Origin of the sequence: Woronichinia naegeliana WA131 (assembly GCA_025370055.1) — a bacterium.
Taxonomy (GTDB): Bacteria; Cyanobacteriota; Cyanobacteriia; order Cyanobacteriales; family Microcystaceae; genus Woronichinia; species Woronichinia naegeliana.
Genome location: CP073041.1, coordinates 3,427,013 through 3,448,535, shown reverse-complemented (window position 1 = coordinate 3,448,535; position 21,523 = coordinate 3,427,013). Strand labels below are relative to the sequence as shown.

The window sequence follows — 21,523 nt, the reverse complement described above, 5'->3', positions numbered from 1 at the left end:
AGTGCGGCTCTATTATCTTGACAAAGTCTGTTTTCGGATTCCCAAAAATTCATAGGCCCTCTTTAACTCGTTTCCTCCCTTAAACACTTCTGATAAGGCTTTTCCAAACCCCTCACTTAACTTTTTCCCAATCGAGAAGGCACGATTGTTTAGCCTCTCGTCTCCCAATTCACAACTGGCAAAGTTTTTTGTCCACCATTCCAACATTTTTTGACCTGCCCTTTAAGATTTTCTCCATTTTACAGTCTCATACTCCCTTCATCCTTTGTTTTTGAAATTTGAACGATAAGCGGGATGATGGCTTCAGAATATTTTTTTCCTGTCAAGAGAATCATTACTCAAACCCTTGCCAGATAAAGCCTCTAGAAGTTTGCATTGCTGGATTTTGGACTTAACGGGAAAAGTCAGACTGACCTATCTACCGAGTTAGAACGCCAGGCAAAAACAGCTTAACTCTGATGGGAGTGAAAACACCATTGAGAAAATACGGAATTCCTTAGTCAAAATACTCAGTATTCTCTTGTTTTTACACAGATTTTACTAAATTTTCTAACGCACTCTTGTCACCCAGACTTTTTATCCAAGATAATAGTTATTAAGTAGATATACGATTCCCTTTATCTGAGCTACTGAATCCTGTTAATATTTTTATCGGACACGCTCTCTATTTAATGTTTCCTGATGAAAAAAAAGCTCAATTTTTGCCATTCAAAGAGTTGTTACTAACTTCCACATTTCCCAATCAGGGATTCACCATGTTAGAGGTTTTAGCGGCCCTGATGATATCTTTTGCTTTTCTGATGGGAGCCTTGAACGGGATTACGATGGCAGTTTGGATGCAAGTAAAGGCGGAACGACAAGCGCAAGCAAATTATTGGATTCAGCAAGATTTAGAAAATATACGTTCACAAGCAGTTTTGCCAGAAACTGATGCGATTTATACAAGTCCATCTGGTGGGGTTACAGCTTGTACTCCTAGCACTTCTAGCACTCCTAACACTTGTTGCCCCCAGACAACGCCGACTTATAACGCTGGTTTCGCGAGAAGACTAGAGGCAAAAGTAGATGCGACTACGCCAGTGAACAGGACTATTATGGGTAAATCTTATACGATGACTCGTAATACGTCAGGGACTGATCCAAATCCACAAATTTTAACGATTAACTATACTATAGGGGAAACCAGTGATAATACTAGAACCTTGGCGAATTTATACACAGAAATTATTCCCTCTGCGGCCATGGCCTGTCCATAATCAAGGTTGGACATTAATTGAAATTGCCGTTGTTGCGGTGATTACTGGCATTTTATCCTCCCTTGCTATTCCTAGTATGATGGGCATGATGGGTCGTAGTTCCTTACAATCCAGTGCCAATCAGGTTAAGGGAGCCTTTCAGGAAGCTCAACGGGCAGCCATCAGAAATGGTTCGGCTTGTACGGTAAATTTCGCCTCTATGGGGATGGGGATAACAGGGAGTCCAGCCGGTTGTATTACTAGTCCTGTCACCCTTACTTCTGGCATGAATCTCACTGCCAACACTCGGCCATTTTCAACGAGTTCTACGATTACTCCTGTGGGGCTGCCATCATCGGTTTTGTTCTCTTATAAAGGCAATCCAGGTAACTCCACCAACGACTTTGCAAATCTGACAGTTATTTTGGCTTCTACCAAAACCACCGAACAACGTTGTGTTGTCATTGCCGCCGGTATTGGTATTATGCGGTCAGGAACCTATACCAACAACACTTGCAGCACAGCGTTTTAGTTCGTTAGTATTTTGCTGCATGGTCAATTCTCTAAGGACATTTTGGGGAAGGAAAGTAAGAAAAAAGTTAGATCTTTAAATCATCATCTTGAAAACTAAGTATGAATTGAATATACTCATTTTAATTTCATGCTTAGTTCGCATCTATAACAATGATGATAAGAGTAATCCATTCTCTAGGCTGGCTTCCCAAACCAGCGATCGTTTATCAAGAGCCAAAACAAGTTAATCCCCAAGGCTGGACACTGCTGGAACTGGCGATCGTTGCCGTTATCGCTGGGGTTTTAGCCTCTCTAGCCATACCGAGCATGATGGCGATGGCTGCAAAAAACAAAGTACAAGGAGGACTCGCTCAAGTAAAGGGAGCCTTACAAGAAGCCCAACGGAATGCGATTAGAATGGGAAAAGAATGTAAGGTTTCTGTTAACGCCGGTAGTAATTCTCCCTCCATCGCTGTTGCTGCTAGTGTCGCAGGTAATTCCTATGCAGGATGCCTAAGTCAAACAGTTGTTCTGACCGATCTAAGTTTGTTAGAAAACTTCAATGGTGCAAACAATAGTGCAAGCATCCGTTTTTCCTATAAAGGCAATACAAATAATTGGGGAACGATCATTATTCATTCTCCCAATACCAGTACAAAATACTGTTTAGTGATCTCTGCTCTGGGAATTATGCGAAGTGGTGTTTATACAGGAGCCGTAACCGATGCAACCAGTGACTATTCGGACAATTGTAAATCATCGTTATAAATCTTAATATTTATGAAAATCTATCATCATCTACTTATTAATCAAAGAGTGCGATCCGGCTTTACTCTTATTGAACTAATAATGGCCTCAATGCTGACTTTAGTGGTGGTAGGTGCAGCAGGCTATGGCACAGTAGTCATGCTACGGGAAAATACGGCCTCCAGTATAGCCAGCGATACTCAGTACAATCTTAATCGAGCGGCCGACTTTATCACTGAGGAAATAAAGATGGCAAACTCAGTTTTAACCAGTTTCGGTACGGCCACAGGTTGTAATTCAGGTACTCAGACTCCTATTCTTGGACTCAATATCGCGGGACAATCTGCTCCAGTAATATACTGTATTGGCACAACGACTGATCCCTGGCTAGGAAAAAATATGATCTATCGGTGGGGCCCAGCCCTTAATTCAGATGGTTCCTATGGTTCATGGCCAACAAACCCTCAACCATTGGTTGATCTCATTGCTGAAGCACCCCAAAGTTCTACCTGTCCGACTACTCCGAGTGCCTGGACTCGAATCCCAAGTGGTACGCCCAAGGGCTTTTTTGTCTGCATTGATCCTAAAAACAAAATGATTGAGCTTCATCTCAGCGCATCGGCATTGGATATTAACACTAGTAAGGCCCAGACAACACAATGGATCAACCCTAATACATCCTCTCGATTAGGAGGTATGGCAACCTATGAGATTGTGACTCAAACCTTTGTCAGAGCACCTAGCGATGCTTCTGTATCCGTAAGCCCTAGCACCCTGACAGCAGGAACAGGTGGTAACGTAACGTTCACCTTTCGTCGAGCGGGAGATACAAGTAATGCTATCACGCTTAATTACACTCCTACTTACACACCCTCTGGGATAAATTCTAAATTCACAGGTCTTGGCTCTTCGGTTAGTATGGCGGCGGGGGAATCTTCTAAAACCTTAGTTGTTACGGCTAATAATACGGTGGCTTCAGGTAATAGTCTCACTGTTAGTGTTACTTCGGGTACAGGTTATACGATTAGCGGTACAAGCTCGGCAACTGTAACTGTCCCATAAATTATGATTACTTGAGGATAGAAATTTTGTAATAATGTTCGATAATACCTGTAAATTTCTAGCTGAAAACTTCTCTGCCGACTTTGCCAATTGGTTACTAGGAGAGCCAATTTCTCTTACTAAAATTGAACCATCCGAACTTTCTCTTGAACCGATTCGCGCTGATTCGATTATTTTTTTGGAATCTACAGAAATTGTCCTACCTTTAGAATTTCAAACCGAACCTAATGCCAATATTCCTTTTCGTATGGCCGACTATTACCTGCGGCTCTATCGCAAATTTCCCCAAAGAAAACTACATCAAACCGTTATTTATTTAGGGCTTGCTGAAAAAGGCTAAAACCCTTATAGAGAAAAAAGTATAGCCATAATAACAATGTCAAAGGTGTAGGAAAATAAGCTAAAATGAGCCGAAAACTTTGCATCCCTCCCCTTAATAGTATGTATCGCAAAAAAGGCAGTACGCAGAAAAAACACTGGAAAACTTCAAAAACCTGTTTGAGGAGAAATTGGACGAAGAAAATCGTTGGATAAAAATGTCAAAAATGATTACATGGGAGGAATTTGAAGGAGAATATACTAAAAATTTCAAAGAAGAAAAAGGAGCACCAGCGAAGTCATTTAGAATAGTATTAGGGGCATTAATCATTAAAGAAAGGTTAGGAATAAGTGATAGAGAAACAGTAGAGCAAATAAAAGAAAATCCGTATTTACAATACTTTATCGGAATAGAGAGCTACAGTAGCGAGGAGCCGTTTGAAGCATCAACGATGGTTAATTTTCGTAAAAGAATAGGGATGGAATTAACAAATAAAATCAATAAAGAAATGGTAAAGAAGGTTGAGGGAGTAGAAAAAAAAGAAGAAAATGAAGGTAAGTTATTGTTAGATGCGACTTGTACACCAGCCGATATAAAATATCCAACGGATATAGGAATATTGTAGGACAGGGCGAACGCATCTTATTTTTGAAAGGTAGGCTGGATAAAGGTTTCCGAGATCATGATTGATTTTTTATGAAATGCTGAAAGTCTTATCAGATAAGGAGTCTAGAATTTAGATGCGTTTGCCCTGTATTGTAGGACAGCAATTCCAGATTCAGAATGTAGCTAAAGATACAAAAGGGTGTGACCTTTAGTTGATGAAGGAAAAGAAAAGTGTTAACATGAGATGAAAAGTGACAAAGAGGAAACAATGATGACAGCAAAACTAATTAATGTAGAGGGTTCAAAGATAAAAATAGAACTAACATTAGAACTCAGTCGTTCAATGTTGGATACAGAAATAAATATTCAAAAAGGCTTAAACGAAGTAGGTTGCATCGCCAGCAAAGAAGCCTTGAAATATTTAGATACAGATGGTTCACCCTTAAAAATCGGTGAAGAAATCTGGAAGAGTAAGGGAGAGCAACCGAAAGAATATCAAACACCTTATGGTGAGGTTATAGTGAATCGTCATGTATAAGCTGTCATCAGTTTAACTTGCAATAATACTTGAGCCCTTGTTTTTGATTTTACGTCCCCAACATATTGTCAATCCACCTTCATTAAGAAGTTTATGGATGAGAGATTCTAATTCTTCAATTGATTTGAATAATTTATTTGCAATATATTCTTTGGCTGAATGCCATACCAATTCCATTAAATTATAATCGGGACTATAGGGGGGTAAAAACTCCAAAATAATGTTTGGCATTTCTTCCGTGCTCTCGTCTAGAATTTCTTGCTTTTTGTGGAAGCTCGCATTATCTAAAATAATCACAATCTTCGGACCATTCTTTTCAAAGTCTTCTTTTTTATTTCCTTGTTCTATCCATTCTCTTTGTATGTCTTTGTAAAATTTTAATAATACACTCTTGAAGTTCTGAGAGTTACCAGTGGGAATCAAATCAACCCACCGTTTTTTGTCAGTATATCTAATACCACCCATTACATTGACTCTTCCTTTTCTTCTATCTCCCCTCACTTTTTTACGCTTTCCTTTTTTTGTCCAATGTTTTCTCCGTATTACTCTTAAGCTGAAGCCACTTTCATCCCAAAACCATATCTGGATTGATTCTGGCTTTTCTTTCAAAAGCTTCTTGTACTCTTCAAATTTCTTTCTAAATTCCTCTCTTTTTTGCTCATCTTGTTTATCTTCTAGACTATATTTTGCCCAGATGTAGACAAATCTCTTTTTTTTAAGAATATTTCTAAGTTGTGTATTTCCTAACAATATACCCGTTTCTTTTTCCATATGAGTTGATAGTCTTGCTACTGTCCAACGTCCAAATTCATATCCAAACTCTTCAGGCTCTTTCATTATTATCTCCGTCAATTTCTCTATGTATTCTTCTGTTACTTTCCTGTGATTTCCTTTTTTTCTTTTGTCTCTTAAGCTTTCTATCTCTTTCGGATTTCCATTATTACACCAGTACCATACTTGTCGTTTGCAACATCCTAATAATCCTGATATTTCATCATACGTTTTTCCTTCATTTCTCAGTAACATAATCAATATTCTCTCTCTTGTAACTGCGTGCTCTTCCGTTTTAAGGGCTTTTTGTAGCTCTTTCTTGGTCTTTTGGTCTAAGAAGTTTAACGTCAGCATAGTCATACAAAAAAGTAAGTCTATATATTCTACCTTATATCCACTTAGAGTGATGACAGCTTATCAGCGTTCAGTAGGAGGAAAAACGTATTGCCCCTTAGAAAGAGAAGCAAGGATAATCATAACATCAACGCCATTATTGGCAAAACAGGTATCCTCAAAAATGTCAGGGATGGCAGGCAAAGAGATGAAAAATGATTTATTAGAAAATCATGGTAGAAAAGTAGCGCTATCCTATATCCAAAGATTGAGTAAAGCAGTAGGAAGTGTGGTACAGGCAAAAGAAGAAGCGTGGAGTTATGCCCCGCCCAAGGAGGATAGCCAAATTGCAACAGTGGGAATAGGATTAGATGGAACCTGTATGCTGATGTGTGAGGATGGCTACCGTGAAGCAATGGTGGGAACCGTTTCCCTATACGATAGTGAAGGCGAACGTCAACATACAATCTATCTAGGTGCGGCACCAGAGTATGGAAAAAAGAGTTTTCTAGAAAGATTAGAAAAAGAAATTGAGCGAGCGAAAAACCGTTATCCAGAGGCAACATTGGTCGGGATAGCAGACGGGGCAGAATCAAATTGGAAGTTTTTAGAAAAGCAAACGGAAGAACAGATATTAGATTTCTATCATGCCTCTGGTTACTTAGGTGCCTTGGCAGAAGCGTTGCATCCGAATACCGTGTCAAAACAAAAAGAATGGTTGAGTAAAAATTGTCGAGAACTCAAGCATGAAAAAGGAAAAGCAGGAGAACTGCTAAATCTGATGAAAGAAGTCAAAGAAGAAAAAAGTCATTCTAAGAATCTTACCGAGAAACTACAAGCGGCGATTACTTATTACGAGAATCATCAGCATCAAATGGATTATGCTGAATACTTAGAGAAAAAGTATCCGATTGGTTCAGGTGTTACGGAAGCAGCTTGTAAGACGTTGGTCAAACAACGATTATGTTGTTCAGGGATGCGATGGAAGGAAAAAGGAGCAGGAATTATTTTGAGCCTACGAGCTTTGGTATTAACGAAGGAACGATGGAGTCAATTTTGGGCAAAACTTGATCAATATGGGTTCCCTGTAGAACCCTGATTACAACAGCTTTTATCAACTAAAGGTCGCACCCATACAAAATCCCTGAAGTGCTTACGGTCAAGGGGTTTAATGCCAATATTTAGAATCAATGTAATGCTCTATTTAGTGATTGATCAAGTTTGTTTGCAGGTTACTGACTCTCTAAGAGACCGAGATTCGAGGGGGGAATGCAAAAAAACTCAGAGATTAGGTTAATATCTCTTATATTCATAAAAACAAGATCGTGTCTGTATCCTATGTTACCGTTTGAATTTGGAATTGCTGGCGATTATCCCTAAATGGTCCAGATTTTTAACGCTTAACTTAGTCATTTTCTCTTGAGGTTTATTCGCTTATTTGATTTTAACTATTCCGTTACCATTTCTCACTTTATTTTTATTTTTTCAAAATCAGTACGAAATATGGGTTGTAAGGTGATTGACTGGTTAATTTGATTGTAGCTATTCCGTCGCTATTTCTGAGTTTATTTTTTACTTCCTCTTAATCAGTACGGAATATGGGTTATAAATTTTAAGATCTACCTACTTACTGGAGAGTGCGAAGTTCTCTGTCAGACATTTTGACAAAATGCCTAAAAGCCTTGCATTGAAAGCCTTTCAGCGATTGTGAGTCTGGAAGAGGGGTGAAGGACGTTGGGGGCTGAAACCCTAGTAAACTCGTTGATTTTCCTAGAACTTCGCACTGTCCAGCTACTTAGATAGATTATTTAATTTGATTTTAACTAGCTTAGTTGAGCGACAATCTGATTCTCAAGCAAGTTTTTTTGTAGCAAGATATCCTCCACAGAGATGCGGAGAAAACGCTGGGCATCAATCCAAAATTGAACTTTAATGCGATCGCGGCCAGGAAAACCGGCAGGATCTAATTGAGCAATAGTGCGTGCGCCTTTGCGATCATTGAGGGGTTGCACCGTAAATTCTTCATTGCCTAAAGAACGAGTCACTAAGCGATCGCCTTCAAAATAAACTTCAGTCGCCCCTAAAGAGGAACCTAACTCCCCAATAATCAGTTCAATACTAGGCTGATTTTCGAGGGAAGCTCCGAGGGTTAATTCTAAAGGTTGCTGCATGGGATAGCCTTGGCCTGCCTTAATAATCGGATGCCAACTATGACAATTCTGACGACGGTTCCAATAGCGAATGCCATAACTATGATACAAAAAATCCTGGATTTCTTGCCCCTGAAATAGTTTCAAAGCTCCCAGGGCAACGGCTTCAAAGGGGCGATCGCTGCGAATTTTAGCAGGCGCGAAATGGCTCTGTAACCAGGTTTGAATAGCCGGGATTTGGGACGTTCCCCCCACCAAAAGCACTTGATCAATCGATTCAGGACTAATGCCACTGCGGCGACCCTGTTGTAATACCTGATTCATCAAGGCATCTAATTGTTCAAATAATTGGTTTTTCTGTAGGATTTCCGTCAAGCTAGCCCGATCTAGCGTTAACTCCCAGGTTTCAAAACTTTGGTCATCAAAATAGACTTCTGTGGCAGATTCTTCCCTAGAGAGTTCAATTTTTAATCTTTCTGCCAATCGAGTTGTGAGGGACGAGCTAGGTAGGTCTTGAGTTTGGGTGAAATAATCCTGAATCCAATGATCTAGATCCGTACCGCCCAAATTACAACCAGCCTTGGCAATGACCTGGGCTAACTTGGCTCGTTGTCCTGAACTATTTCCCATTAAGCGATCGCCCCACTTTAACAAAAAGCCCTGGGGAGAATCGGACTTCTGGGATTTATTAAGTTGTACAAGGGATAGATCAATTGTACCACCCCCAAAATCGACAACTAGCAAAATATCTGCCTGGGTTGCCTCATAGCCCAGAGCCACTGCTGTCGGTTCATCCAAAAGGCTCACCCGTTCAATGCCCCAGGCCTGACAACGTTGACTTAACCAGTGACGATAGGCTTCAAAACTATCTACGGGAACGGTCAAAACCAAAGAATCAATTTTCTGACCCTCTTCCTGCTCCAATTCTTGAACTAGACGATCTAGAAACCAGGTTCCCACTTGCTCAAAGGAAATCGGTACTTCATCCAGTTCCGGTAAAAATCCCTGGATCTTAGAGCCAATTCCCCGTTTAAAACTGCGAAAAAAGCGTTGATCACCGCGCAGATCCAAACCGCGATCGCCCACTTCTTGCCCCACCCAGATCTGATTTAAGGCGGCATTGTTGACATAGACCCAACTGGGAATTAAAGGAGGATTAGGAGAGATTTGCCCCGATAGAGCTTTTAACTTTAAGGACTCAGCCTGCTGGGTAATTGTATTCCAACGGGCAATCACAGTATTACTTGTACCAAAGTCGATGGCGTAGGACACAGGAAAAGGACAATAGTTGATAAAAAAATGATGATTGAAAAATGGTTAACTAAAAAAAGATTTAGAGGAACATCTGTAGTTGTTGGACTAATTGTGAGGCTGGCACAACCCCTTCAATACGGTGAGCCGGTTGACCTCCTTTAAAGAGTACCAGAGTCGGTAAAGCTTGAATTTGGTATTGAGAGGCTAATTGCGGATATTTATCGGAATCAATCTTAACAATTTGGACGCGATCGCGGAGTTGCAGACCCACTTCTTCCAAAATCGGAGCCATCATCTGACAGGGGCCGCACCACGTGGCATAGAAATCCACCAAGACAGGACGTTTTGCCTGGCTTAACATTTCTTGAAAACTGGAAAATTGTTTTTTGACGGTCATGATCGCAGTCTCCAACCAGAAGAATATGCTTTGATTTTGCCATAGGAAAGAGTCTCCTGGACAGCAAGGGAAAAACCGGATCTCATTTTTTTACACCTAATCACACTCAATCCTCGTTTATAATGCAGAGATAGTGACAAATTTCCAGACCGTGGGAAGTGCAAGCGTTTATGACAACTCATCCAGACCGTATTATCATTTTTGACACCACTCTTCGCGATGGGGAACAGTCCCCTGGTGCTACCCTAAATGTTGATGAGAAACTGACAATCGCCCGCGCCCTTGCCCGACTGGGAGTTGATGTGATTGAAGCGGGGTTTCCCTACGCCAGCCCTGGGGATTTTGAAGCAGTCCAGAAGATTGCCCAGACCGTTGGGGTTGAAAATGGCCCGACGATTTGTGGATTAGCCAGAGCTTCTCGCAATGATATTAAAGCCGCCGCCGATGCTGTTAAACCGGCTGCCCATCACCGCATCCATACCTTTTTAGCCACTTCTGATATTCATTTAGAGTACAAGCTCAAGAAAACTCGCTCAGAGGTGTTGCAAATTGTGCCGGAAATGGTGGCCTATGCCAAGTCTTTGGTGGACGATGTGGAATTTTCCCCTGAAGATGCTGGCCGCAGTGATCCAGAATTTTTATATCAAGTTCTAGAAGCAGCGATCGCGGCGGGAGCCACAACGGTTAATATTCCAGATACGGTAGGTTATACGACCCCTTCGGAATTTGGAGCCTTAATTAAGGGCATTAAGGACAACGTACCCAATATCGATCAAGCCATTATTTCCGTGCATGGTCACAATGATCTGGGTTTAGCGGTGGCGAATTTCCTCGAAGCGGTTAAAAATGGGGCGCGTCAATTGGAATGCACCATTAATGGCATTGGAGAACGGGCCGGTAATGCTGCCCTAGAAGAGTTAGTGATGGCTCTCCATGTGCGTCGCGCTTACTTTAATCCCTTCCTCGGTCGTCCAGTCGATTCTACTCAACCCTTGACCCAGATTGAGACGAAACAGATTGCCTCGACTTCTCGCCTAGTATCCGAGTTAACGGGAATGCTGGTTCAACCCAATAAGGCGATCGTGGGAGCTAATGCCTTTGCCCATGAGTCGGGCATTCATCAAGATGGGGTTTTAAAACATAAGTTAACCTACGAAATTATGGATGCAGAATCCATCGGGTTAACCAATAATCTCATTGTTCTCGGTAAATTATCGGGACGCAATGCCTTTCGATCGCGCTTAACGGAATTGGGCTTTGAATTAACTGATAACGAGTTAAATAATGCCTTTTTGCGGTTTAAAGAATTTGCTGATAAACGCAAGGAAATTACCGATTGGGATTTAGAAGCCATTGTTAATGATGAAATTCGCAAAGCTCCCGAATTATTCCGTCTAGAGTTGGTACAAGTCTCCTGTGGTGATCATGCTAAACCCACTGCTACTGTGACGATTCGGACTCCCGATGGTGAAGAATTAACCGATGCGGCGATCGGTACTGGCCCTGTGGATGCGGTCTATAAGGCGATCGCTGCGATTGTCAATGTTCCCAATGAATTGATGGAATATTCGGTCACATCGGTTTGTGAAGGTATTGATGCGCTCGGTAAAGTTACCATTCGTCTGCGTCATGAAGGGCGAATTTATACGGGTTATGCTGCCAATACCGACATTATTGTGGCTTCGGCCCAAGCCTATCTCAGTGGCTTAAATCGTCTCTATGTGGCTATTTTAGCAAACCAAAATACAATGGCATCAGAACCCATTGTGGCTTCGTTGTAAGGGGTTATTAAGTGATCATGCAAAATTAACTACATACTTAGTCCCGAAGCCTTCAGTCCGTTTTGTGAAGTAATTGCGTAAACTCTTTTTACTTTTATACGCACTTACTTCTACCCATTCATATTTTATGAATTTTCTTTGTATTTTTTAAACGAACTAAGAGCTATGATCGCATTTTTTATGTTGTTAGAGAGAAATCCGCGATGACCCTATTTTTCCAAGAAGACTAGGGACAGCGATCGCCAAAAAGAAACTAGTTCTGCAGGGGTTTGTGTCTATGAGAAGAGAGGGGACGACGGCCATTGAGAAATGAAACAGCCCTAGGCTATTTAACGGGGGTGGCTATTTCAAACCAGGTGAAGATAAAAATAAAGCTGATGATTCATCTAGAAATCTCCCACTGCTACTGAATAGGGATAATAACCAACGGGGAAGTCGGTTTTGGCATCAAAGCCCGTATTAGCGCTATTCCGCAACAGAATTGATACAGAGTTGCCGTTTTCGTTGGCTGTAGCGAGGTCTAGTTTGCCATCGCCGTTAAAGTCTCCCACTGCTACTGAATTGGGCCCAAACCCAACGGAGAAGTCGGTTTTGGCATCAAAGCCCGTATTCGCACTATTTCGCAACAGAATTGATACAGTGCTAGAACTGAAGTTGGCTGTAGCGAGGTCGAGTTTGCCATCGCTGTTAAAGTCTCCCACTGCTACTGAATAGGGAGTAAGCCCAACGGAGAAGTCGGTTTTGGCATCAAAGCCCGTATTAGTACTATTTCTTAAGAGTATTAATGCAAAATTACTGCTGTAGTTGGCTGTGGCGAGATCTAGTTTGGGTTTGCCGAATAAAGGCAGAACCTTTATCAGATAAGCTTTTCAGCCATTTTGAACACGATTAGGTGCAAGCTTATGGCATTTGAAGGCTCAAAATCCATGCACTTTGCTAGAAAATTGTGGGTTAAAATCGGAAACTGATTTCTGAAGTCACCATTTTTCGCGCCCTGTGGCATCTAGGTTCGATTTGCAGACTTATTCAGCAAGCCCTAGTTTGCCATCACCGTTAAAGTCTCCCACTGCTACTGAATGGGGAGTAGGCCCAACGGAGAAGTCGGTTTTGGCATCAAAGCCCGTATTCGCACTATTTCGCAACAGAATTGATACAGAGTTGCCGTTTGCGTTGGCTGTGGCGAGATCTAGTTTGCCATCGCCGTTAAAGTCTCCCACTGCTACTGAATAGGGACTACTCCCGACGCTGTAGTTGGTTGCGGGGCTGAGAAGGGCGGTACTGTTTTGACCGAGGCTGTAGCCTGTGCCACTGGTGAGGTTGATTTTGACGGTTTCGCCAGGGTCATTAACGACATCACTCAGGGCGTTGAGGTTGAGGGTGGCGGTGGTTTGCCCTGCGGCTACGGTTAAACTGTTGGCGGTGAGGTTGCTGATGTTGTTGCCAGCAGAGAGAGTGTAGTCGGTATTGAGGGTGTCGGTACTGCCAGTGGTATTGAAGTTGACGACTAGACCACCTGTAGGGGCGGGGGTATCAAGGGTGATGGTATAAGTGCCAACGGTTCCGCCTTCGACGGGGGTGGTGCCTGGGGCAATGGTTACTTCTATCTGATTGGTGACATTGAGGGTATAGTTCGTTGTGCGATCGGGAGTGTTGCCGACGCTGGTGTCATCTACGTTAACAGTGACGTTGTAACTGGTTTTCGCTTCGTAGTTGAGGGCGGTATTGGCTTTGAGATACAGTCTTGTCGCATCGGCTTCAAAGAAACTAGCATCGGCTCCGGTTAGATAGAGCGTGTTGGTTCCTGCTCCGTCATCGGTAACGGTAATATCGGCGACTTTGATTCGACTGATAGTACTTGTGTTTTCCGCTAGGCTGGTAACTTGATTTTGTAGGGTGAGGTTGGTGGGGGCTTCGTTGACGTTGGTGACAGTGATGGCTACAGCTTTGGGAGTGCTGCTGAGGGAACCATCGCTGGCAGTTACGGTGAGGTCATAGACTTTATTCGCGCCACTGTCGGTAGGGGCTTCAAAGTTGGGTGCTGTTTTGAAAGTGACCGCGCCTGTACTGCTGTTGATGTTAAACAGAGCCGCGTCTGTACCACTAATGCTGTAGGTAAGAGTGGTTCCGGCATCAGGATCGGTTGCGGTGACGGTGTAGGCAGTGCCTGTGCCATTTTCAGCAAAGTTGGCTGTTGCGCCACTGGTGATGGTGGGGGCTGTGTTAGGGCCACTCATAAAGTAACGGATAGTGCCGGTACTTGTACCAACAACCAAATCAAGGTCGCCATCACCATCAACATCCTGTACAGTGGGGATGCTGTTAGTCCCTATATTAATACCATTGAAGGGGTTAGCCGTTCCTGTTTGGACGGTATAGACAGGCGCGGTTTTAGTGCCCGTGTTCTTGTAGTAGTAGATAAGACCATCGGATGAACCAACAATCAAATCCAAGTCGCCATCGAGATCGAAATCTATTAGGGTGGGGGCGGTAAGAATCGCATCCGTGTCAACTTAAAGGAATGGGTTCCCAAATTTGTTGATTGAGAGCGGCCTTTTCTCGATGTCGCTTTCTCTCAGCTTTGACCAAACCAAATAACTTAGCACGTTCAGCCAGATAGGTTACTGTATCAGGCTTTTCTCCTCTAGCAATAGCCTTCGCTACATAGTATAGACTCCGAAACACCATCTCTACTGAGATTTTTTCTTTCGGTTGATTTAGAGCAATCGCCACTTCCCCTACCAATTGATTTAAGACCGTATAGAAAATCAAAGTGCAAATAATCTGGATTTGGACACCATTCTTATTCCCTACCCATAAATAGGCTAGTCCTAAAAGTCTTTTCGTTAATAAAAAGGCTTCTTCGATTGTCCATCGTCTTCGATATAAATCACAGACCTCTTCGGCGGACAGTTGTTCGGGAGACAACACATTTGTTAAATACTGATACCAGATTGTTCCCCATAATACTGAGACTAATCTCACCGGATGCTTGCAAGGATTAGAACGGTAATTTCCCATAATGATAATCTCATCTCTGTAATGACTACCTTGAGACAATACTTGTTTGGTTTTGTAAGATGTACCCGCTCTAAATCTGGTTAGAAAAAACTTTTTAGCTTCTGTTAACAAATCAAACCACACAAAGCTAAAAAATCCCATATCTACAAGAATTAAACCATTTTCTGGTAATTTAGCTGCCAATTCTTCACACCATATTTTATCATTTGATTTATCATTTTCTGTGTACCATAAAGTAACGGGTCTTTGGGTAAAGGCTTCCACTACCATCATTATTTTACCCCCCAATTTACTCTTTTCTTCTTTACTTATTTTCATATTTTTCCTTATCTGCTCTAGCGTTGAGCCATCTGCTATCCACACTGCACTAAACTTTTCTCTTATTTTTTCCCATTTTTCTCCTACTTGGAGCTTCTTCCCTTTTTCGGCTGCTTTTTCTAACACTCCTTTTAGTAATATTGCAAATATTTCGGCTGGCACATTCATCATTCTTTTTGATACTGCCTGTTTGCTTACTTTTAATGATGCTACCCATAGCAATCCCTCTTCCTCTAACAGTCTTACCGCTTCACTTATACCCGCTATTTGACGATACACTATACTTAACACTAATGCCACCATTACTGGTAAATTTAATACCCTATCTCTCATCATTTTCTCATGAGTTCCCTGTAAATATTTTAATGGTGTAAACATTGTGGGTTCTAGTAATTCAAACAACTCTTTTGTTATTTCAGGGATTTCTACCCCTGGCTGATTTGTCTTACGACGTAAGTCTGGGTTTCCTTTTCTCCGAGGATGTTGTCTTGCCATTTGTTTTTTGCTCACTTTTTTATATACTAACCTTTTTTTCAGCCTACTCTTACTTCCGCCTGCTTTTAGGCTAATCTTTTGTGAGTAGGCATTTTGGCTTAAGTTGACACCAATGTAAGAATCGAGGCTCCGAGATTAATGCTATTGAAGGGGTTAGCCGTGCCGGTTTGGGCGGTGTAGGCAGGCACAGTTAGTGAGCCTGTGTACTTATAGTAGTTAATAACGCCGCCACTTTCACCGGAGACGACATCATTAAAGCCATCACCATTAACATTCACTACAGTGGGGGTGCTGTAAGTCCCAACATCAACGTTAATCCAGCTTGATTGCAAGGTATAGACGGGGTTGGCAATATTAGGAGTTGTGTTTTTGTAGATGGATAAGGTACCGCCATTGTTACCAACCACCAAATCAAACAAGACATCCTGATCAACCTTTGCTAAGGTGGGTGTGCTGTTATTCCCAGAGTCAATGCCATTAAAGGGGTTAGCCGTACCTGTTTGGGCGGTATAGACAGGCGCGGTAGCAGTACTCGTGTTCTTGTAGTAACTGAGAGTGCCGTCAGCCCTGCCAACGATCAAATCCAGGTCGCGATCGCCATCAATATCTTGTAAGAAGGGGGCGGCGTTTCCTCCGACATTAACGCCATTAAAGGGGTTAGCCGTGCCTGTTTTCTCAGTAAAAACGTTCGTGGCCATCTCGATCGCCACCTGTTGCCCATCAATGGTAATCATTGCCTGGTCATTTTCCGTTTGCAGGCGATTTAACTCCGTCGCCGTGGGAGTAATGCCGCGCACCAAATCCGAAAATAATTCTCCTTCATCGCCCTGGGTGTCAACGGTATTAATCTGAGCATCCACAAAATGCCCAATTTCTTCGAGGATGACCGCGCTCAATGCTTCTGGGGTGGCAGTGGCAACAAAGCTATCGGCCAGGTAAATGGTGTTATTACTAGCGGCATAGGCTCCACTGGCATTGCCTAAAACCTCACTGCTGAGAATTTGAATGGGCGGTAACGCGCTAAAGTCTCCTGTTTGCCACTGTTGTTGGAGCGTGGCGGCAAGGGTGGTGTTGTAGTTAATGCCGAAAGCTGTGTTGAGAATTGTCCAATAGTCGGGGGACTGGGCAACGGCGTTCAACTGGTCGTAAACAAGGCTGAGAGAGAGGTTCATAATTTGGGGGGATGGGGGGATGGGGGGATGGGGAGACGGGAAGGTTTAAGGGAATTGGTTGGGTTGGCTGACTAAAATCTAATCCTGAAAATTCCTTAATCCTTATTAATCCTGATACTGAGAGGGGGGAATAGGTATTCAACCCCATAACCGCATTCTGACATCCGGCTCTGATTTCTTTCTTGAGGTAGCTCAAGTTTCAGGTAAAGTTTTGTTAACAAAACTTGGAAGGTTATGGGCAGGCAAAAGAAAAGTGGGTTTGGACAAGCATCAACACCTCACATGAAGCGATCGCCTCTTCCTGAGTTAAGAAAAAAGCGATCGCCCTCTCAAATTTAGAGAATGCGATCGCCAAATGGATTACAGAAAACAGAAAAATATGATACGATCTTCACCAAGCTCATCTAATATTTCAGCGAACTTATGACTCAAGCCATCAACAAACCTGTAATTGAAGAAAATAACTTGTTAGATAAATTCAGAAATCTAACCCCTGAACAACAACAGAGCATCGTAAATTCTGTGGAATTTATGGATAGCACACAAAATAAATTGCAAGATCACCAAGAAGTTTCTGCCTATGACTTAGCGAAAGAATGGGCAGGTTCTGTCGAAAGTAAGATAGGTGATTTATCTACTAATAAAAAATATCTTCAGAGATTTGGGAGATAATGAAATCAGCAATCATTATAGATACCTCGACCTTGGTCGCTTTTGTTGATAAAAGTGATGATTTTCATCAATGGACAGTAGAACAATGGAAAAAGTTACATCCTCCTTTGTTTACCTGTGAAGCCGTTGTTGCTGAGTCTTGTTTTTTATTACAGAATGTTTATGGGGGAGAAAATGCTATTTTATCTTTGTTGGAATTAGAAGTCGTTAAAATACCTTTTCATTTAAATGAAGACGTAACAGCAATTAAGCTCTTAATGAAACAATATCAAGCTGTTCCTATGTCTTTAGCCGATGCTTGCTTAGTGAGAATGAGTGAATTAATTAGAGGAAGTAGTGTTTTTACTTTAGATAGTGATTTTAGAATTTATCGTCAATATACAAATCAGATTATTCCTGTTGTTATGCCTGAATAAAATAATCAATCCTGTTTCTAACGCCAAAAAGCGATCGCCCTCTCAAATTTAGAGAATGCGATCGCCCCTTACCCGATGATAAAAAGCGATCGCCGATCAATAGTTATCTAATTTTTTAATTATTCTGATTAGCCACAAACTGATTGACTAAAGCAATATCAATCTCTAATTCTTCAGCAATTTCTGCGATCGTCAATCCTAATTTTTTAAGTAGAGGGATTGTTTTAAGCTTGCCCTCAAGAAGACCTTCCTGACGACCTTCCTGACGACCTTCCTGACGACCTTCCTGAAGAATGTCCTGATAGAAAGCTGATTCTTTCATAATGTCACTCCTTAAAATTGTTTTAATCGTTTCAGGTTCCATCACTAATCCTGCGAATACTGCCGTTGCAGCCACTAGATTTTCCTGAGGGAGCATCTCACCTTTGCAATAAGTAGAAATACTTAACGAGGTAAATGAAAGAGTCAAAAAAGGTAATCATTTAAATAGGAACAGCGATGACGAAGGACTTGTGGTACATTGTCAGAATTCCAACTCGCACCAGTAATTTTAAGACGATGACCAATTTGTTTAACTTGAGATTCGACAGAGCCAGAGCCAATGGAAATGCCCTCTGCCTGCAAATAACCATAATTGACAATCCGATGTTTATGCTTGTTTAAATAAATGATAAAATTCTCAGCTTGAGGCTCTGACCATCCCTCAAAACAGGAGATAGCGGCATCCACTTCACCCGTCCAAAGAAAAGACTTGACCTCCTCAATTCGCTGGAATGACCCCCCAACTTTATAGAGGTTTTCAATTAAGTGATACCAGTCCAAAATTTCAATTCGCTCATGTTTCTGTCCTATCTCACGAAATAAGTTCCAGATACCATCATGTCCATCTTCCAAACAAATTAAAGGCTTAGCCAAAATTTGAGAATTAACCAAATCTAATAAAGCCGAGTTATCTTGAAAAAAGGCAGCTACCCCCAATTGATGAAACTGACTCCTTTATAATCACGCCAAATTAAGGGTTCTCCCTTGGGAGTTCTGAGTCGTACCTTCCCACCATCTATGCTAATTTCTTCGACTTCTGTGTTAGAGGGTAATTCTTCAAAATGATAGCGATGTACAAGGCGTTGTTGCGTACTGTGAGAAACAGCAATTCCCGTCAATGATTGGATTTTCTTAGCTGCTTTTTCATAAGACTCATCGCCACTCAGTAGCAAACAGTTCTTCTCTAACATTGGACTCATCTGAGTTCGAGGCTTTAGTTCTAATTTCTTCGCTTGTTTTTCTGTAATGGGCAATTCCCCCAAAATACTTTTTACTGTTCGTATCCGACCTGTGGTTTCCTCGGTACTTGTTTTGACAAAAAAATACCTATTTCTGGGTTGACATACTGAATCATTAAGTCTCTGACAGTCTCCTCTATTTCGCCCAAATTATTAAATGTTTTAACTTGAGATTGTTGATAGAGACATTCTCCCAACTCTTGACATAACTCTTGAATCCTTTTTTCATTTTCTGATAACACTGATAACATGAGATTGTTCCTCAATTGGGATAGATTTTGGAAAGTGGGTCTCGACTATTATACTCTCATTTCTTTTTTTGATAAAGTTCGATAAAGTTCAAAGTCTTATTTTTCTGCCCATAAGTATTAATACTTATGGCATAAGTGAGATGCCATTGGTGTCAACTTAAGCCAAAATGCCTACTCACAAAAGATTAGCCTAAAAGCAGGCGGAAGTAAGAGTAGGCTGAAAAAAAGGTTAGTATATAAAAAAGTGAGCAAAAAACAAATGGCAAGACAACATCCTCGGAGAAAAGGAAACCCAGACTTACGTCGTAAGACAAATCAGCCAGGGGTAGAAATCCCTGAAATAACAAAAGAGTTGTTTGAATTACTAGAACCCACAATGTTTACACCATTAAAATATTTACAGGGAACTCATGAGAAAATGATGAGAGATAGGGTGCTAAATTTACCAGTAATGGTGGCATTAGTGTTAAGTATAGTGTATCGTCAAATAGCGGGTATAAGTGAAGCGGTAAGACTGTTAGAGGAAGAGGGATTGCTATGGGTAGCATCATTAAAAGTAAGCAAACAGGCAGTATCAAAAAGAATGATGAATGTGCCAGCCGAAATATTTGCAATATTACTAAAAGGAGTGTTAGAAAAAGCAGCCGAAAAAGGGAAGAAGCTCCAAGTAGGAGAAAAATGGGAAAAAATAAGAGAAAAGTTTAGTGCAGTGTGGATAGCAGATGGCTAAACGCTAGAGCAGATAAGGAAAAATATGAAAATAAGTAAAGAAGAAAAGAGTAAATTGGGGGGTAAAATAATGATGGTAGTGGAAGCCTTTACCCAAAGACCCGTTACTTTATGGTACACAGAAAATGATAAATCAAATGATAAAATATGGTGTGAAGAATTGGCAGCTAAATTACCAGAAAATGGTTTAATTCTCGTAGATATGGGATTTTTTAGCTTTGTGTGGTTTGATTTGTTAACAGAAGCTAAAAAGTTTTTTCTAACCAGATTTAGAGCGGGTACATCTTACAAAACCAAACAAGTATTGTCTCAAGGTAGTCATTACAGAGATGAGATTATCATTATGGGAAATTACCGTTCTAATCCTTGCAAGCATCCGGTGAGATTAGTCTCAGTATTATGGGGAACAATCTGGTATCAGTATTTAACAAATGTGTTGTCTCCCGAACAACTGTCCGCCGAAGAGGTCTGTGATTTATATCGAAGACGATGGACAATCGAAGAAGCCTTTTTATTAACGAAAAGACTTTTAGGACTAGCCTATTTATGGGTAGGGAATAAGAATGGTGTCCAAATCCAGATTATTTGCACTTTGATTTTCTATACGGTCTTAAATCAATTGGTAGGGGAAGTGGCGATTGCTCTAAATCAACCGAAAGAAAAAATCTCAGTAGAGATGGTGTTTCGGAGTCTATACTATGTAGCGAAGGCTATTGCTAGAGGAGAAAAGCCTGATACAGTAACCTATCTGGCTGAACGTGCTAAGTTATTTGGTTTGGTCAAAGCTGAGAGAAAGCGACATCGAGAAAAGGCCGCTCTCAATCAACAAATTTGGGAACCCATTCCTTTAAGTTGACACGGATGGTGAGATGCTCCCCACTAGATTAGCCCTCACCCCTGGGTTTTCTATTGTATCTAATCTCTGAGCAATCTCCCCTAACCGTATTATTTGCTCCTCACTTTTGGTTAATATTGCCAACGGTAATAACCCTCCTTTTTTTAAGAAAACCTCTGAAGGTTGTTCCCAAAGACGAATTACCCGATAACGATGAATGGTTTCTCCCACTTGAAAACTATCCTGATAGACCAAGGGCGATTTGGTTTTTTTTAGATAAATAACCACCTGGTGCATCGTTTTAGCAGGAAAACGACGATAAACTCGCAGTCGGTAATCCAGTATCCGAAAACCCATTTTTTCATCGGGTTCCGTCTGAAATTCTAGGTGTAACACTAAATCTTCCGATTGTTCGAGAATTAGAGAATCTGCACGAATGGGTTCTAAAGATAACTCTGTTGGACTCAGTTTTGTCAAGGTAACGGGACGACCCAGTAACCAAGTCGCATAATCTTCAGAAAAGCTTTCCGCCAGAAATTTGCATAAAGTGTCAAACATAGACAGATTTTAACATTTCTGCGATCGCAACTTCCCCCCATTTAGATGTCAACCATTATTTTCTCCCGTCAGT

19 protein-coding genes and 4 pseudogenes are annotated in these 21,523 nt (G+C 41.4%); 12 read left to right on the top strand and 11 right to left on the bottom strand.

What is annotated here, in order from left to right; translation table 11 throughout:
* Positions 1-12 precede the first annotated feature (12 nt).
* Positions 13-207 (bottom strand): transposase, encoded by a 195-nt coding sequence (locus KA717_17450; GenBank protein UXE64138.1) that lies wholly within the window; start codon positions 205-207, stop codon positions 13-15.
* 464 nt (positions 208-671) lie between these two features.
* Between KA717_17450 and KA717_17445 the strand changes: the two genes are divergently transcribed.
* From KA717_17445 to KA717_17415, 7 genes and pseudogenes are all read left to right on the top strand, one after another.
* Complete coding sequence (locus KA717_17445; protein UXE64137.1) at positions 672-1,256, top strand: prepilin-type N-terminal cleavage/methylation domain-containing protein; 585 nt, start codon at positions 672-674, stop codon at positions 1,254-1,256.
* The gene (locus tag KA717_17440; protein UXE64949.1) at positions 1,186-1,767 is read left to right on the top strand and encodes a prepilin-type N-terminal cleavage/methylation domain-containing protein; all 582 of its coding nucleotides are present in this window, start codon (positions 1,186-1,188) and stop codon (positions 1,765-1,767) included. The genes KA717_17445 and KA717_17440 overlap by 71 nt, the downstream gene beginning before the upstream one ends.
* A 152-nt stretch (positions 1,768-1,919) precedes the next feature.
* Positions 1,920-2,516 carry a type II secretion system GspH family protein gene (locus tag KA717_17435; protein ID UXE64136.1) on the top strand — a complete coding sequence of 199 codons (597 nt, stop codon included), beginning with the start codon at positions 1,920-1,922 and terminating at the stop codon, positions 2,514-2,516.
* Between the two features lie 378 nt (positions 2,517-2,894).
* Positions 2,895-3,557, top strand: coding sequence for a hypothetical protein (locus KA717_17430; protein UXE64135.1), 663 nt, complete (start codon positions 2,895-2,897; stop codon positions 3,555-3,557).
* A gap of 34 nt (positions 3,558-3,591) precedes the next feature.
* Positions 3,592-3,876: pseudogene (locus KA717_17425) on the top strand (hypothetical protein).
* Positions 3,877-4,033: 157 nt separating this feature from the next.
* Positions 4,034-4,498, top strand: a pseudogene (locus tag KA717_17420) (transposase).
* 228 nt (positions 4,499-4,726) lie between these two features.
* Positions 4,727-5,020 carry a hypothetical protein gene (locus KA717_17415; protein ID UXE64134.1) on the top strand — a complete coding sequence of 98 codons (294 nt, stop codon included), beginning with the start codon at positions 4,727-4,729 and terminating at the stop codon, positions 5,018-5,020.
* Between the two features lie 12 nt (positions 5,021-5,032).
* On the opposite strand, the gene KA717_17410 is transcribed toward KA717_17415, so the two are convergent.
* Positions 5,033-6,145, bottom strand: coding sequence for an IS630 family transposase (locus tag KA717_17410; protein ID UXE64699.1), 1,113 nt, complete (start codon positions 6,143-6,145; stop codon positions 5,033-5,035).
* Positions 6,146-6,308: 163 nt separating this feature from the next.
* Here KA717_17410 and KA717_17405 point away from each other — a divergent pair, with 163 nt between their 5' ends.
* Positions 6,309-7,223: an ISKra4 family transposase gene (locus KA717_17405; protein UXE64133.1), complete on the top strand. Its 915-nt coding sequence runs from the start codon at positions 6,309-6,311 to the stop codon at positions 7,221-7,223.
* A gap of 724 nt (positions 7,224-7,947) precedes the next feature.
* On the opposite strand, the gene KA717_17400 is transcribed toward KA717_17405, so the two are convergent.
* Both KA717_17400 and trxA read right to left on the bottom strand, forming a co-directional pair.
* Positions 7,948-9,546 carry an Hsp70 family protein gene (locus tag KA717_17400; GenBank protein ID UXE64132.1) on the bottom strand — a complete coding sequence of 533 codons (1,599 nt, stop codon included), beginning with the start codon at positions 9,544-9,546 and terminating at the stop codon, positions 7,948-7,950.
* A gap of 61 nt (positions 9,547-9,607) precedes the next feature.
* Positions 9,608-9,925 (bottom strand): thioredoxin, encoded by a 318-nt coding sequence (trxA, locus tag KA717_17395; protein ID UXE64131.1) that lies wholly within the window; start codon positions 9,923-9,925, stop codon positions 9,608-9,610.
* A gap of 170 nt (positions 9,926-10,095) precedes the next feature.
* Here trxA and KA717_17390 point away from each other — a divergent pair, with 170 nt between their 5' ends.
* Complete coding sequence (locus KA717_17390; GenBank protein UXE64130.1) at positions 10,096-11,706, top strand: 2-isopropylmalate synthase; 1,611 nt, start codon at positions 10,096-10,098, stop codon at positions 11,704-11,706.
* 386 nt (positions 11,707-12,092) lie between these two features.
* Here KA717_17390 and KA717_17385 read toward each other — a convergent pair whose 3' ends face one another.
* From KA717_17385 to KA717_17370, 4 genes are all read right to left on the bottom strand, one after another.
* Positions 12,093-12,407 (bottom strand): VCBS repeat-containing protein, encoded by a 315-nt coding sequence (locus KA717_17385; GenBank protein ID UXE64129.1) that lies wholly within the window; start codon positions 12,405-12,407, stop codon positions 12,093-12,095.
* Between the two features lie 321 nt (positions 12,408-12,728).
* Positions 12,729-14,156 (bottom strand): FG-GAP-like repeat-containing protein, encoded by a 1,428-nt coding sequence (locus KA717_17380; GenBank protein ID UXE64128.1) that lies wholly within the window; start codon positions 14,154-14,156, stop codon positions 12,729-12,731.
* A 55-nt stretch (positions 14,157-14,211) separates the two neighbouring features.
* Entirely contained in the window at positions 14,212-15,537 is a 1,326-nt protein-coding gene (locus KA717_17375; GenBank protein UXE64698.1) for an IS4 family transposase, read from the bottom strand.
* Between the two features lie 98 nt (positions 15,538-15,635).
* A complete protein-coding gene (locus KA717_17370) occupies positions 15,636-16,709 on the bottom strand; it encodes a hypothetical protein (protein UXE64127.1) in 1,074 nt (357 codons plus the stop codon).
* A 423-nt stretch (positions 16,710-17,132) separates the two neighbouring features.
* Here KA717_17370 and KA717_17365 point away from each other — a divergent pair, with 423 nt between their 5' ends.
* Entirely contained in the window at positions 17,133-17,381 is a 249-nt protein-coding gene (locus tag KA717_17365) for a hypothetical protein (GenBank protein UXE64126.1), read from the top strand.
* Positions 17,381-17,797, top strand: a complete 417-nt coding sequence (locus KA717_17360; protein UXE64125.1) for a PIN domain-containing protein — start codon at positions 17,381-17,383, stop codon at positions 17,795-17,797. The genes KA717_17365 and KA717_17360 overlap by 1 nt, the downstream gene beginning before the upstream one ends.
* Positions 17,798-17,912: 115 nt before the next feature.
* Here KA717_17360 and KA717_17355 read toward each other — a convergent pair whose 3' ends face one another.
* Both KA717_17355 and KA717_17350 read right to left on the bottom strand, forming a co-directional pair.
* Entirely contained in the window at positions 17,913-18,194 is a 282-nt protein-coding gene (locus KA717_17355; protein UXE64124.1) for an Rpn family recombination-promoting nuclease/putative transposase, read from the bottom strand.
* A 68-nt stretch (positions 18,195-18,262) separates the two neighbouring features.
* Positions 18,263-19,319, bottom strand: a pseudogene (locus KA717_17350) (ISKra4 family transposase).
* 268 nt (positions 19,320-19,587) lie between these two features.
* Between KA717_17350 and KA717_17345 the strand changes: the two are divergent.
* Positions 19,588-20,913, top strand: a pseudogene (locus tag KA717_17345) (IS4 family transposase).
* Here KA717_17345 and KA717_17340 read toward each other — a convergent pair.
* Positions 20,905-21,450 carry an Rpn family recombination-promoting nuclease/putative transposase gene (locus KA717_17340; protein ID UXE64123.1) on the bottom strand — a complete coding sequence of 182 codons (546 nt, stop codon included), beginning with the start codon at positions 21,448-21,450 and terminating at the stop codon, positions 20,905-20,907. The pseudogene KA717_17345 and the gene KA717_17340 overlap by 9 nt on opposite strands.
* Positions 21,451-21,523 lie beyond the last annotated feature (73 nt).

Excerpts from the sequence above, each read along its gene's own strand:
- KA717_17450 (UXE64138.1), bottom strand. The coding sequence starts at position 207 with ATGTTGGAATGGTGGACAAAAAACTTTGCCAGTTGTGAATTGGGAGAC.
- KA717_17445 (UXE64137.1), top strand. The coding sequence starts at position 672 with ATGTTTCCTGATGAAAAAAAAGCTCAATTTTTGCCATTCAAAGAGTTG.
- KA717_17435 (UXE64136.1), top strand. The coding sequence starts at position 1,920 with ATGATGATAAGAGTAATCCATTCTCTAGGCTGGCTTCCCAAACCAGCG.
- KA717_17430 (UXE64135.1), top strand. The coding sequence starts at position 2,895 with ATGATCTATCGGTGGGGCCCAGCCCTTAATTCAGATGGTTCCTATGGT.
- KA717_17415 (UXE64134.1), top strand. The coding sequence starts at position 4,727 with ATGAAAAGTGACAAAGAGGAAACAATGATGACAGCAAAACTAATTAAT.
- KA717_17410 (UXE64699.1), bottom strand. The coding sequence starts at position 6,145 with ATGCTGACGTTAAACTTCTTAGACCAAAAGACCAAGAAAGAGCTACAA.
- KA717_17405 (UXE64133.1), top strand. The coding sequence starts at position 6,309 with ATGTCAGGGATGGCAGGCAAAGAGATGAAAAATGATTTATTAGAAAAT.
- trxA (UXE64131.1), bottom strand. The coding sequence starts at position 9,925 with ATGACCGTCAAAAAACAATTTTCCAGTTTTCAAGAAATGTTAAGCCAG.
- KA717_17390 (UXE64130.1), top strand. The coding sequence starts at position 10,096 with ATGACAACTCATCCAGACCGTATTATCATTTTTGACACCACTCTTCGC.
- KA717_17375 (UXE64698.1), bottom strand. The coding sequence starts at position 15,537 with ATGGCAAGACAACATCCTCGGAGAAAAGGAAACCCAGACTTACGTCGT.
- KA717_17370 (UXE64127.1), bottom strand. The coding sequence starts at position 16,709 with ATGAACCTCTCTCTCAGCCTTGTTTACGACCAGTTGAACGCCGTTGCC.
- KA717_17365 (UXE64126.1), top strand. The coding sequence starts at position 17,133 with ATGACTCAAGCCATCAACAAACCTGTAATTGAAGAAAATAACTTGTTA.
- KA717_17360 (UXE64125.1), top strand. The coding sequence starts at position 17,381 with ATGAAATCAGCAATCATTATAGATACCTCGACCTTGGTCGCTTTTGTT.
- KA717_17340 (UXE64123.1), bottom strand. The coding sequence starts at position 21,450 with ATGTTTGACACTTTATGCAAATTTCTGGCGGAAAGCTTTTCTGAAGAT.